General features: G+C 42.4%; 11 protein-coding genes and 2 riboswitches. Of the genes, 4 read left to right on the top strand and 7 right to left on the bottom strand.

All coding sequences use genetic code 11. The features are described from left to right. Nucleotides 1-127: 127 nt before the first annotated feature. Nucleotides 128-330, bottom strand: a riboswitch (cobalamin riboswitch). A gap of 221 nt (nt 331-551) precedes the next feature. Then, nucleotides 552-1,070 (top strand): cob(I)yrinic acid a,c-diamide adenosyltransferase, encoded by a 519-nt coding sequence (locus NVS78_RS03780; protein ID WP_286358458.1) that lies wholly within the window; start codon nt 552-554, stop codon nt 1,068-1,070. Between the two features lie 2 nt (nt 1,071-1,072). Here the strand turns inward: NVS78_RS03780 and NVS78_RS03785 are convergent, their stop codons facing one another. The 7 genes from NVS78_RS03785 to NVS78_RS03815 form a co-directional block, all read right to left on the bottom strand. Beyond that, nucleotides 1,073-1,660 carry a MarC family protein gene (locus tag NVS78_RS03785; RefSeq protein ID WP_286357991.1) on the bottom strand — a complete coding sequence of 196 codons (588 nt, stop codon included), beginning with the start codon at nt 1,658-1,660 and terminating at the stop codon, nt 1,073-1,075. A 110-nt stretch (nt 1,661-1,770) separates the two neighbouring features. Continuing rightward, a complete protein-coding gene (locus NVS78_RS03790) occupies nt 1,771-3,123 on the bottom strand; it encodes an aldehyde dehydrogenase family protein (RefSeq protein WP_286357992.1) in 1,353 nt (450 codons plus the stop codon). 11 nt (nt 3,124-3,134) lie between these two features. Further along, on the bottom strand, nt 3,135-4,250 hold the full coding sequence (locus NVS78_RS03795; RefSeq protein ID WP_286357993.1) for a 4-hydroxybutyrate dehydrogenase: 1,116 nt from the start codon (nt 4,248-4,250) through the stop codon (nt 3,135-3,137). Between the two features lie 7 nt (nt 4,251-4,257). Next, nucleotides 4,258-5,571, bottom strand: coding sequence for an acetyl-CoA hydrolase/transferase family protein (locus NVS78_RS03800; RefSeq protein WP_286357994.1), 1,314 nt, complete (start codon nt 5,569-5,571; stop codon nt 4,258-4,260). Between the two features lie 2 nt (nt 5,572-5,573). After that, complete coding sequence (locus NVS78_RS03805; RefSeq protein WP_286357995.1) at nt 5,574-5,891, bottom strand: NifU family protein; 318 nt, start codon at nt 5,889-5,891, stop codon at nt 5,574-5,576. After that, nucleotides 5,869-7,332, bottom strand: a complete 1,464-nt coding sequence (locus NVS78_RS03810) for a 4-hydroxyphenylacetate 3-hydroxylase family protein (RefSeq protein WP_286357996.1) — start codon at nt 7,330-7,332, stop codon at nt 5,869-5,871. Before NVS78_RS03810 ends, NVS78_RS03805 begins: the two co-directional genes overlap by 23 nt. 356 nt (nt 7,333-7,688) lie before the next feature. Then, a riboswitch (cobalamin riboswitch) is annotated at nt 7,689-7,891 on the bottom strand. Nucleotides 7,892-8,046: 155 nt separating this feature from the next. Then, the gene (locus tag NVS78_RS03815; RefSeq protein WP_286357997.1) at nt 8,047-9,240 is read right to left on the bottom strand and encodes a phosphoglycerate kinase; all 1,194 of its coding nucleotides are present in this window, start codon (nt 9,238-9,240) and stop codon (nt 8,047-8,049) included. Between the two features lie 178 nt (nt 9,241-9,418). On the opposite strand from NVS78_RS03815, the gene NVS78_RS03820 reads away from it, so the two are divergent. The 3 genes from NVS78_RS03820 (at nt 9,419) to NVS78_RS03830 (ending at nt 12,612) form a co-directional block, all read left to right on the top strand. After that, nucleotides 9,419-9,856, top strand: coding sequence for a nucleoside deaminase (locus NVS78_RS03820; protein ID WP_286357998.1), 438 nt, complete (start codon nt 9,419-9,421; stop codon nt 9,854-9,856). Nucleotides 9,857-9,970: 114 nt separating this feature from the next. Further along, nucleotides 9,971-10,993, top strand: a complete 1,023-nt coding sequence (gene ruvB / locus NVS78_RS03825; protein ID WP_286357999.1) for a Holliday junction branch migration DNA helicase RuvB — start codon at nt 9,971-9,973, stop codon at nt 10,991-10,993. 80 nt (nt 10,994-11,073) lie between these two features. Then, nucleotides 11,074-12,612 carry a sensor histidine kinase gene (locus tag NVS78_RS03830; RefSeq protein ID WP_286358000.1) on the top strand — a complete coding sequence of 513 codons (1,539 nt, stop codon included), beginning with the start codon at nt 11,074-11,076 and terminating at the stop codon, nt 12,610-12,612. Nucleotides 12,613-12,619 lie beyond the last annotated feature (7 nt).

Below are 12,619 nucleotides of genomic sequence, written 5' to 3' on the forward strand. Positions count from 1 at the left end.
GTCATTAAAGTATAAACAGCCTTCTGGAAAATATCCTGCGGTACAACTGACGAAGTTACTCTTTTGTCGTAAAGAATAAATCGGATGATGTTCACGTTTATATCCAAGCTCTACTCCCAGAAAGCTTAAGATTATAACGATCTTGGCAGGTCTTCTGACTTACTCCGTTTTCAAACGCCCTTCCCATTTCGTGTCGAAACAGTGGATGTGAGTATTGTTCGAAAATTTCGGTGGAGCTTACAGCAGCGGGTCTGTTCAGGATTCTCACCTGATTCCCTTTTCACCACCTTCCGTAAAACGAAAGGTGACACCAAAATCGATAGTCTAATCGGGTGCAAAATTAGATAGTATTTAGTAATAAACAAATAATACTTTGTTTTTAATACGAAATATATAAGATAATACGTTTTTTCCCGAAAATAATTGCCGGAGTAGGACATTGATTTTTAGCTATATGTAATTGGATAAGAATAAAAAAGGGTAAATGAAATAAAATATTTATTTTTGTTCATTGTGATATGGGAAACTCTATTTATAAATATAGTGGAATGATGGAAAAAAGAGGATATATTCAGGTGTATACCGGGAACGGTAAAGGAAAAACGACAGCTGCATTCGGACTTGCCGTGAGGGCCTTATGTGCTGGTAAAAGGGTCTTTATCGGACAGTTTGTCAAAAGTATGAAATACCACGAGACCCAAATAGAATCTTTGTTTGATCGGTTGGAGATCCGTCAGTTCGGACGAGGATGTTTTATTAAACATGATCCGTCAGAAATGGATATGGATATGGCTCGTAAAGGACTTGAGGAGTGTACAAAAAAATTGAGTTCCGGGGAGTATGATGTGGTTATCTTGGACGAGTTGACCATAGCCCTTTATTATCGATTATTAACGGAGGAGGAGGCACTGAAAGCTTTGCGAGAGAAAGCGACCGGTACGGAAGTGGTTATTACGGGCCGCTATGCTTCGGCAACCTTAACGGAGTTTGCGGACTTAGTGACGGAGATGCAGGAGGTAAAGCATTATTATACCCGGGGAGTTTTGTCCAGAGAAGGTATCGATCGTTAGGCTCAGGAAAAAGAGTTAAGCAGACTTGTCAGGTTACTCGTAAATAGTTTTACGGACATGGCAAGCAGAATGATACCGAAAAATTTACGGAGAATGTATACGCCTCCTTTACCGATCAGACGTTCTACCAAGGTTACGTTCTTTAATACGATATAGACTACTGCCATATTTAAAATAACGGCAATAATGATGTTGGCGATATGACATTCTGCTCGGAGAGACAAGGTTGTCGTGAGGGCGCCGGCGCCGGCTACCAAAGGAAAGACCACGGGAACGATGGTGGCAGAGCCGCCGGGTCCGTCGTTACGGAAAACTTCGATACTGAATGTCATTTCAATAGCTAATACGAAAAGTACTAAAGCTCCGGCTATAGCGAAAGAGGAAATATCGATATTGAACAATTTTAGCAATGCGTCCCCGGCAAAAAGGAAGGTGATAAAAATAACCAAGGAAATTCCGGCTGCTTTTTCCGCATTGACCTTGTTCCCGTTGCTATTCAGATTTATAATAATGGGTGTGGAACCCGTGATGTCGATGACGGCAAACAGCACCATAAAGGCCGTAAAAATTTCTTTAAAACTTAATTCCATGTATTAGCTTATTAAAAACTTGCAGGGTACAAGACTGTTTGGATTGATGAAACCAACTCGAACCTTGTAAAACAGTCATTTTGTACCTCTGCAAATTTACAATTATTTTTTTAATTCCATATCTCTTCATCGGAAGGTACATGTATACGCGTGGACAGAGGTGCGATCCGGGTGATATTCAATAAATGTTTATAAGTGAAGTTTTCTGAGATCGAGTTATTTCCCCAACTTCCGCATCCTAACGTATTTGTAACGGGTAGCCCGTTTTGTATGGAGCCTCCGGCCGTCGTGGCACAAGGCGCGTTAACGATAAGTCTGGATACGGAGAGTTCCGTGCCGGCTTTAATGATATTTGCCTGATTCATGGAATGGATTCCTGCCGTGTGTCCGTTTCCTTCCATAAAAAGATTGGTTTTAGCGATTTGGATGGCTTCATCGAAATATTCGTAGGGGAAAGCTGCCATGACCGGACACATTTTCTCTTTACATATGGGATCGTCGTGTCCGATACCGTGAGCTTCTACGACTATGACCCGGGTATTTTCCGGGATTGATATACCTGCCTTTTTGGCAATGGTTTGTGTGGATTGTCCTACGATGTCCCGGGCGATATGATTATCTTCAAAAATGGCATGAATGATTTTATCTCTGTCTTTTTCCGGGACAAGGTAAGCACCATGTTTTTGGAAGGCTTTCATCACCTCCTCTCTCTCCTCTTTGGGATAGATGAAACTTTGTTCTCCCGAGCAGATAATGCCGTTGTCGAAAGACCGTCCTGTGATGATTTTTTCAGCAGTGACATCCCAATCGATATTACGGTCTAAAATAACTTGAACGTTTCCCGCACCTACTCCAAAAGAGGGTTTCCCAGAAGAGTAAGCGGATTTTACCATAGGCATTCCGCCTGTGGCTACGACGACATCACAGGCTTCCATCAACTCGCAGGTCTTTTCGATCGTGGGGTCCTCTATCACCTGAACCAGGTTTTCTGGTACTTCCAAAGGTATGATGGCATCGATGATCAATTTTACAGCAGCCGAAGAACATTGTTTTGCTTTGGGATGAGGGGCAATGATGATGGCGTTTTTAGTTTTTAAGGCAAACATGATTTTTGACATCGGCGTAACTACCGGATTGGTCATGGGGGTTATGCCGGCTACGACTCCTATGGGTTTTGCTATTTCTATCAGATTGGTCTTCTCATCTATACTTAAGATTCCCATGGATTTTTTTCCCCTGAGGTTATACCATACTCCTTTGGCTTTATTTTTATTTTTGGCGACCTTATCGGCGTATACTCCCATTTGGGTTTCGGCTATCGTGAGACGAGCCAGCTCTTCGGCATGATCGAAGATGGTACGTGCCGCTACTTTAATGACCTGATCCACTCCTTCCTGATCAAAGCGATCGGCATAAATGGTTTGCGCCTTACGGGCTTTTTCTATCATTTCTTTGATTTCCATAATATTCGATTTTAATATAATACAGTATATATTTGTTTGATTTCATTCTTGGATAATTCCACGTAATTATTTGCCAAAAGACGTTGTTGCGTATCAAGAACATTATTGGTAAATCTTTCGATTTCATTCTGTTTCATTCCGTATGTGTGGAGCGGATTTTTGGAAAGCAGTTTACCGAGTAAGTAGTCTAATTCTTCGTAAACGTGTTTTTCGTCCGAGTGAAGGATTGTTGCCAGTAATGTATTCACTTCGCGGATGATACCGTCTGGTTTTTTCTCGTTGTAGAGTTTGAAAACTTCTGTAAAAAATTGGTAATTCGCTTCTCCATGAGGGACATGGTAATTTCCGCCTAACGGATATGAAAGAGCATGGACGGCGCCTACTCCGGTGTTCCCAAATGCAATTCCGGCATAGTTGCTGGCCGTTAGCATGTCTGTTAAACGTGTAAAACGATATTCCGGCCCTTGAGCCGTTATGTGAATGAATACATCCATAATGGTCTTAATGGCAGCCCTACAAAAAAGTTGCGTATATGAATTTGTACGAGGAGAAACATAAGATTCAACCGCATGGATAAGAGCGTCGATAGAGCTGTAAATAAAAAAATTATAGGGAAGTCCTTCTAAAAGTTCAGGAATAAGAACGGCATCGTCAGCCAGAATGGCATCATCTGCTAATCCCATTTTCGTGTGTAAGGATTTGATTTCAGCGATGGAAATATTGGTTACCTCGCTGCCTGTACCACAGGTGGTAGGCAAAATAATCAACTGCTTCTCTTTGATAATGGGAATATGGCGTTGAAAAGCATCCGTTGCATTTGTGAAATTTCGGATAACGAAAAGTTTTGAAATGTCAATGACAGTACCTCCTCCGACAGCGATAATTCGGTCATACTCTTTCAGAGAGATCTGTCCGAGTATTTGATTTATCATTTCGTCCGACGGTTCTCCTGAGCCGAAATTTTCCTGCATAATAAAGCGACAGGGTAACTGTAGGTTCTCCATATAAGGGGTATACAGGAAATCATTGGTGATTACAAGATCTTTTTTTGATAGATCGAACTCTTTTGCAAAATCAGAGAAATGATCAAAATGACTTAATCGGGTTTTTAATTTGAATAATTGCATGATATTTTTATATTATAAATTTTTTAATATGCGGGAAACGGCGGAAAAACTCTTCCGTTAAAACTTCCCTGAAATCAGGGTGGGCAATCCGAATCAGGCTTTCGGCTCTTTGCCGGAGAGTTTTGCCTTTTAAGGAGGCGATGCCGTATTCGGTAATTACGTAGTCGACATCGTTGCGGGAAGTAGATACGGCAGCTCCTGGTGCAAGGAAAGGGACAATGCGTGATGCCTTTCCCTTGGCTGCAGTGGAGGGTATGGCCATGATGGAGATCCCCTTTTCCGACATGGCGGCACCTCGTACATAGTCTACTTGTCCTCCCACTCCGCTGAATTGCTTCGATCCGATACACTCGGAACCTACTTGCCCGGAAAGATCGACTTCGATACAGGAATTAATGGATACCAGTTGATTGTTTTGGCAAATAACCCGGGGATTGTTCACATAGTTTACTGGATATAACTCCACATCGGGATTTTTGTCCGCAAAATCATAAAGACGTTTACTTCCCATAAGGAAGGTGGCAACCAGTTTTCCGGGATGTAAGGTTTTTCGTCTTCCGTTGATAATTCCTTGTTCCACCAGATCAACGACTCCGTCCGAGAACATTTCAGTATGGATGCCAAGGTCTTTTTTGTTTTTGAGGCATTGGAGTACGGCATCTGGGATAGCTCCGATGCCCAATTGCAGAGTGGAACCATCTTCGATGAGGGAGGCGCAATGTTGTCCGATCGCTTTTTCGACCTCTCCGATTTTCGGAGCGGGTAATTCGATAAGAGGGAGAGAGGTTTCCACGATATAATCCAGTTCGGATACGTGGATGAAATTGTTACCACCAACGCGTGGCATTTGTTCGTTTATTTCGGCGATAACGATGCGTGCAGCTTCTGCAGCCGGTTTCGTGTAGTCGGAAGAAACCCCGAAACTACAATAGCCGTCTTTGTCCGGAAGACTAAGATGAACAACCGCTACGTCGACCGGTAAAGTCCCGTTTCGGAAAAAGGTCGGTAATTCATGGAAAAAACAGGGAATGAAATCGGCCCGGTCTTCCTCCACTGCCTGCCGGGAATTGGCTCCGACAAAGTTTGTGTTGTGACGAAAGTGACCTTCCATTTCCTTTTGCATATACATGCCGTCACCAAGACATAGCATATGGTAGATCTCCACGTCGTGGTAATCTTGGGCGTGTTCGACCAATGCCCGGGTAATTTCCCTGGGAACTCCGGCGGCATGCGCGAAGACCACCCGGTCTTTGTCATGAATGGCCTTAATCGCTTCTTCGGCCGTTGTCCGTTTCTCTTTATATAACTCTTTCCAATTCATGATTATTTTATTTTTAATAATTGCTTGGCAAAATCCAGTAGTTCCGGGTCCATTTCGTTTACTAACAGAATTTTTCCAACATCTTCACCCAACCGCTTCGATAGTATTACTTGAACTGTTTCTTCAATGGTAATTTGAGCCGCTGGGCAACGGTGACAGGCCCCGAGAAGAGATACGCGAATATCTCTTCCCCGGATTTCCCGAATGATAATGTCCCCGCCATGCTTCCGGAGCAAGGGACGAATCTCTCGGTCTATAACCTGTTCTACTCTAGAAAAAAGGATATTTTGAGAATCTTTATTTTCGATTTCTGTTTTCATCGATTTTCGCAATTACTTTTGCCAACTCTTTCTTACCCTCGATATTTCCTTGTCTGGAAATCATGATACGTTGGGCCTGAGGAGATCCTGCTCCGTGCATGGATTCCGTACGGTAACCGACAGCGGCTGTTCCGAGAGTGATATTTTCAATCAATCGGAGTATGCGCATACGATTTTCCGTGTCTTTTCCGCGAGCCCCTTGTAAATATTTTGCAACATAACTTCCAATCTCCGGATGGCGCAAATCCTGTTCGGAAGGCATGGTAACCATTATACCTCCGGCAATGTCCTCTGCTAATCGGGCAATCTCGTAAGGCATACGGGTAACATTTTGTTTACATACATTGGCCAATAAAAGATCGATCTGGTAGTTTCCGGCTAAAGTCTTTTCTCCTTCTGATGAACAGGCGATACCGCAAGCATAGAGGGTTTCGTTGAGATGAACCATTTCGATCAATTTGTCTTTGATGTGATTTGCCTTGGTTGTTCCGTTGTATTCTGCGGCAAGGGCGGAAGCCCCGATCAATACATCTCCTACACCCACTTTACATCCGCCGTAAGATTGTCTGTGATATCCGGCAAAACGTTCAACCATCATGCCGGCGAAATCGTACTCTTTACACATAAAGACACGTTCGTTGGGAACGAAAACGTCTTCGAATATAACCAAAGCTTCGTGTCCTCCGAATTGTGAATTTCCCAAATCCATATCGGCATTTTTTTCCATTTTACGCGTGTCGCAGGATTGACGGCCGTAGATCATGAAAACACCTTCAGCATCCGAAGGAACCGCAAAAGAAACGGCATAATCTTTATCATCTTCCTTCATGGCAACCGTGGGCATAATCAGATGCTCGTGTGAATTTACAGCGCCGGTTTGGTGAGCTTTGGCTCCCCGTACGATAATACCGTCCGGTCGTACTTCCGTAATGTGTAAATATAAATCGGGATCTTCCTGTTGAGAAGGAGAGAGGCTACGGTCACCTTTGGGGTCGGTCATCGCTCCGTCTACTGTCAAATCGTTATCTTGAACATATTTCATGTATTCGATAAACCGTTGATGGTAATCTGTTCCGTAGGCTTTATCCATTTCAAAAGTAGTTGAGAAAATAGCGTTAAAGGCATCCATACCGACGCAGCGTTGGAAACAGGCGGCTGTTTTTTGCCCTACCAGACGTTGCATTTTTACCTTGTTTTTCAAATCTTCCGTACTTTGATGAAGATGGCAGAAACGATTTATGGTCTTACCTGTCAAATTGGATTTGGCTGTCATTAAAGCTTTATACTCCTCTTTTTCGGCCAGTTCGTAAGTCATCGCAACAGAATTCATGGAGGGACGAATCATCGGATGATCGACCGGATTTTTAATCAATTCTCCCATAAAATAGACCTTAAGGTTTAATTTCCGGAGACTTTCAACATACTGCTCTTTTGTCATCATGGTTTCTTGGATTTTAATTTATAATATAGGTGATTACTGAAAAAAGTACGTAATAAGATAATGAATCCGGCCTGTTGTGGAGAAAATAGGGAAAGAGTGGAAGAAGGTGCGAAGGTGTAGATGGAATGTGTGTATTTCTTGTCTTCTCGACAGAGCAATACACGCGATCTCTCCGGATAATAAAGAAGAGATCCTCTTTTTCGATACATGAAAAAGAGATACTTGCATCTCTTTTGGTAAAGAGATACCTGGATGTTTTAGCAATCATAATTTACTTGTCACGCGGACATTAAACATCATTTAAATTACAATGAAAAAATTCGCACATTCCCTATGCTCTAATTCCCCAAAGCAACGGGACTGATTTTGCTTGGCAGGTCTTCTGACTTGTTCCAGAAATTGCGGCCTTCCCTTTCCTTGTTGAAAAAGTGACCATTAGATTGCAATTTCCCTTTTGGCGGAACTTACAGCTGAGGGTTCAGTTCCGGATTCTCACCGGATTCCCTATTCAATTTATTCCCCCGTGGGAGGATAAATCACCTAAGCGATACAAAGGTATGTAAATAAAATTGTATTCCTACTTTTTTTCAGTAATTTTTATTGAAAGGTCCTTTTGCGAAAAATAAAGAGAGGAGAAAAAACGAATAAAAAACGTTACCTGTAAAACAGGTAACGTTTTTTATTGACTTTTCGGAAAGAGTTCCGTTATTTCGATTATTCTTCCCGGATAGCCGTGATTCCGGGGAGCTTTTTGCCCTCGATGTATTCGAGCAATGCACCACCTCCGGTAGAGACGTAGCTGACTTGGTCGGCTAAACCGAATTGGTTGATGGCTGCGACCGAGTCTCCTCCGCCGATAAGCGAGAAGGCCCCTTTTTCGGTTGCTTTCACGATGGCTTCGGCGATGGCTTTTGTTCCTTCGGCAAATTTGGGAATCTCAAACACGCCCACGGGACCGTTCCAAAGAATGGTTTTTGAATTTTCAATGATTTTTGCAAATTCCTTTCGGGTTTCCGGGCCGATGTCCAAACCTTCCCAGCCGTCCGGGATATTCATGGGATCTACAATTTGAGTGTGAGCGTCCTGACTGAAAGCGTCGGCGGCTAAAGTTTGGTTGGAAAGCACTAAATTGACCCCCTTTTCTTTGGCGATTTTTAGGATGTCGAGGGCTAAATCCAGTTTATCTTCTTCGCAAATCGAATTTCCGATATGACCTCCCAATGCTTTTTTAAAGGTATAAGTCATGCCCCCGCCCAAAATCAAGTTATCTACCTTGTCCATCAGATTCATGATGATATCGATTTTAGAGGATACTTTCGAACCTCCCATGATGGCTGTAAAAGGACGGGTCGGGTTGTGCATTACTTTATCCACGCTTTCTAATTCTCCTTTCATGACGTATCCGAAAAGTTTGTCGTCCGGGAAAAATTCGGCGATCACGGCAGTAGAGGCATGGGCCCGGTGGGCGGTTCCGAAGGCGTCGTTGATCCATACGTCTCCTAAAGAGGCCAGTTCTTTGGCAAATTGTTTGTCCCCTTTTTCTTCCTCTTTGTGGAAACGAAGGTTTTCCAATAGGAGTACTTCTCCCGGTTTTAAATCGGCTGCCATCTTTTGGGCTTGTTCTCCGACACAATCTTCCGCGAATTTAACGGGGGCATGCAATAACTCCTCTAAGTGCTTTTGAATGTGTTTCAAAGAAAACTTATCCTCCGGTCCGTTTTTCGGACGTCCCAAATGAGACATGAGAATAACGGAACCTCCTTTTTCCAATACTTTTTTTATCGTTGGAATGGCAGCCCGCATGCGGGTATCATCTGTAATTTCGAATTTGTCATTCATAGGTACGTTAAAGTCGACTCGAATTAACGCCCTTCTGTTTTTAAAATTGTAATTGTCAATCGTCTGCATATTATTTATGTTTAGATATATTCTTACGTAATTGTCATGATAAAGGTATGTATAAAATGAATTTAAACAAAGAAAAAAAATGAAAAGGCTATCGGGAGTCGGTTTGTCCGTAAATGAGAGAGAAAATTTGTAGGTCTCGAAAAAAATGCAGACTTTAGCTATTTATACGATACATCAGATGGATAAACATGAATTTTTTATGAAAAAGGCTTTGGAAGAAGCCTATATTGCTCAGTCGGAAGGGGAGATCCCCGTAGGAGCGATTATTGTTTGCAAGGATAAAATCATTGCCAGAGCCCATAATCAAACCGAGAGATTGAATGATGTGACGGCTCACGCGGAAATGTTGGCGATTACATCGGCAACCGCTTCGTTGGGAGGGAAATATTTGAATGACTGTACGCTTTACGTGACGATGGAACCTTGTACTATGTGCGGGGGGGCTTTAGCGTGGGCTCAGCTGGGAGAGTTAGTGTATGGAGCATCGGACCCGCACCGGGGGTACGCGAGGCTGACTCCCCCTATACTTCACCCGAAGACCAAGGTGGTTGCCGGAGTGTTGGGCGAAACATGCGCCGGTTTAGTGAAGACATTTTTTGTTCGTAAACGTGATTAATTCTTTCCTGCATTGTATATGCAATGGAGTTTTTATACATTTGAGACTCGAAAAAGAAAACGAAGAATCCTTTTAGACAGGGATTCGGGTTTTGAAACAGGTAAAAAAAAATAGATGGCTGGATTTGATATAAGAAGCGGGAATGTTCCTGAAAGTGAGAAAGAGTTGGAGAAAGCTTTACGCCCCTTGACCTTTCGTGATTTCCAGGGACAAAAAAAGATTGTGGATAATTTAGAGATTTTTGTACAGGCGGCCAAAATGAGGGACGAGTCGTTGGATCATGTCTTATTACATGGGCCTCCCGGGTTGGGAAAGACAACTTTATCTGCTATTATTGCCAATGAGTTGGGAGTAGGAATAAAGATTACCTCCGGACCGGTGCTGGATAAGCCGGGCGATTTAGCCGGCTTACTGACTAATTTGGAAACGAACGATGTCCTTTTTATTGACGAGATTCATCGGTTGAGTCCTATCGTGGAGGAGTATCTCTATTCGGCTATGGAGGATTTTAAAATCGATATTATGATCGATAAAGGACCGGCTGCCCGTTCCGTGCAAATACAGTTGAATCCTTTTACCTTGATAGGAGCCACTACCCGTAGCGGTTTGCTGACGGCTCCTTTGCGTGCTCGCTTCGGTATCAACAGCCATTTGGAATATTACGACCTGGATATTTTAACGGGGATTATCGAACGTTCCGCTTCTATCCTGAACGTGAAGATAACAAGTCAAGCTTCGAAAGAGATTGCTTCGAGAAGCCGGGGAACACCCCGTATCGCGAATGCCCTGTTGAGGAGGGTACGCGATTTTGCGATGGTAAAAGGAAATGGTGCTATCGATCATGAGATCACTCAATATGCTCTTGAAGCTTTGAATATCGATAAATTCGGTTTGGATGAGATGGATAATAAAATTCTGCTGACCATTATCGATAAGTTTAAGGGAGGTCCTGTCGGATTGACAACCATAGCTACTGCAGTAAGTGAAGACCCCGGCACGTTGGAAGAGGTTTATGAACCTTTTCTGATTAAAGAGGGGTTTCTGAAAAGAACTCCCCGGGGACGCGAAGTAACGGAGCTGGCCTATAAACATCTAAAAAAGGACCAGGTAAAGAATGACCAACCCACGCTTTTTTAAATAATTAGCTATGCAAGTGTCGTATAGTTAAATTGTGTTAATAGTAGGAAATGTTAAAATTGAATTGTTAAATTTGTGGTATGAGAAAACAACAGATTATCATATTGGGTGTTGTGTTTGGTCTCTCGTTATTTGGATTAATTCTGCTTCAGACAAGCTATTTTCAAACCGCCTTTGAAGTAAAAAAAGAGCAGTTTGATTATACCGTCAATAAAGTGATGGATGAGGTCGTTGATTATATCCGGGGAAAAGTGAAGATGAATCGCATTGCAGAGGGGAACAATCTGTTGAAAAGTTCAGAGGATGGTGTAGAAGATACTCGAATGTACGTGGATCCGAAGCGGAAAATCGCTTCTAAAAATGATCCTAATTTGATGTTTAGTTCTGTACTGAGTTTGATTGACGATGACTCGGATGTACAGGATGTCAGTGATTTTGTAGGTCGTAAAGTAACCAAAGATAATTTATCGACCTCTCTTGCAAAATTGCAACAACAGATTAAGGAACGTTTGGGAAAAGATTACGTGCTGGTCGTAGAGGAGGGGAATAAACCGGAACGAATGATAGAGGGCAGGATGGATGTAAATGATTTGTACGGTTTTATCGGAAATGCTCTGATCGATAACGGTATTCGTAACTCGTTTGAGTTCGGGATAAAAGAGAATGGAAAGTTCGTGTTGGCCTCTAAAAACTTTTTAAGTCAACAGGATCGATATTGGGATAAGAGAATTTTCCCGGGTGAAAAAGGAGGAACGGTACTGTATTTGAGGTTTCCTGATTTGGCAGGAGATGCGGCGAGTTCTTTGTGGATGTTATTACCCAGTATATTGATCACATTCGCTTTGTTGTTTTGTTCTGTATTCTGTTTAGTGGTTATTATTCGTCAGAAAAAACTATCGGTAATAAAGAATGACTTTATTAACAATATGACTCATGAATTTAAAACCCCGATAGCGACAATCTCTTTGGCTTCACAGATGTTGAAGGACGGGGCTGTAACGAATACGCCGGAAACCATTGATCGGGTCGCTACCATTATTCGGGACGAGAGTAAACGTTTGACTTATCAGGTGGAACGGGTGTTACAAACCGCTCTTTTTACAGAAACGAGGATGAAGTTAAAATTGAAAAAGATCAATATAAATGACATTATAGAAGATTTGTTACCTAAATTTACCTTACGGGTGGAGGATAAAGGGGGTAAAATGTTCGGTCACCTGGAGGCTGAAAATGACGAAGTATTGGCCGATGAGGTTCATATAACGAACGTCATTTCGAATTTGGTTGACAATGCTATTAAGTATTGTATCCGGGCTCCGGAGATCTCAATCTATACGCGAAATAGGAATCATGAGATTGTTATTAGTGTGATTGATAATGGCATAGGAATTGCTAAGAAAGATCAAAAATTGATCTTTGAACGTTTTTATCGCGTGTCGACAGGAAATTTGCATGACGTGAAAGGTTTTGGGCTGGGCCTTTCGTACGTGAAAAAGATCGTGGAAGCACACGGAGGAAACATTGACGTGGAAAGTTCCCCGGATAAAGGGAGCTGTTTTGACATTATTTTACCATTAACATCAAAAAAACAAAAGGTAAAGAGAACCTTATTTTTCTAATTTCGTA

Source organism: Gabonibacter chumensis (assembly GCF_024741215.1).
In the GTDB taxonomy this organism is placed as follows: domain Bacteria; phylum Bacteroidota; class Bacteroidia; order Bacteroidales; family Marinifilaceae; genus Gabonibacter; species Gabonibacter massiliensis.

Bases quoted from the DNA above. Each gene is read 5' to 3' on its own strand.
- NVS78_RS03780 (WP_286358458.1), top strand. From the start codon at position 552: ATGGAAAAAAGAGGATATATTCAGGTGTATACCGGGAACGGTAAAGGA.
- NVS78_RS03785 (WP_286357991.1), bottom strand. From the start codon at position 1,660: ATGGAATTAAGTTTTAAAGAAATTTTTACGGCCTTTATGGTGCTGTTT.
- NVS78_RS03790 (WP_286357992.1), bottom strand. From the start codon at position 3,123: ATGGAAATCAAAGAAATGATAGAAAAAGCCCGTAAGGCGCAAACCATT.
- NVS78_RS03795 (WP_286357993.1), bottom strand. From the start codon at position 4,250: ATGCAATTATTCAAATTAAAAACCCGATTAAGTCATTTTGATCATTTC.
- NVS78_RS03800 (WP_286357994.1), bottom strand. From the start codon at position 5,571: ATGAATTGGAAAGAGTTATATAAAGAGAAACGGACAACGGCCGAAGAA.
- NVS78_RS03805 (WP_286357995.1), bottom strand. From the start codon at position 5,891: ATGAAAACAGAAATCGAAAATAAAGATTCTCAAAATATCCTTTTTTCT.
- NVS78_RS03810 (WP_286357996.1), bottom strand. From the start codon at position 7,332: ATGATGACAAAAGAGCAGTATGTTGAAAGTCTCCGGAAATTAAACCTT.
- NVS78_RS03815 (WP_286357997.1), bottom strand. From the start codon at position 9,240: ATGCAGACGATTGACAATTACAATTTTAAAAACAGAAGGGCGTTAATT.
- NVS78_RS03820 (WP_286357998.1), top strand. From the start codon at position 9,419: ATGGATAAACATGAATTTTTTATGAAAAAGGCTTTGGAAGAAGCCTAT.
- ruvB (WP_286357999.1), top strand. From the start codon at position 9,971: ATGGCTGGATTTGATATAAGAAGCGGGAATGTTCCTGAAAGTGAGAAA.
- NVS78_RS03830 (WP_286358000.1), top strand. From the start codon at position 11,074: ATGAGAAAACAACAGATTATCATATTGGGTGTTGTGTTTGGTCTCTCG.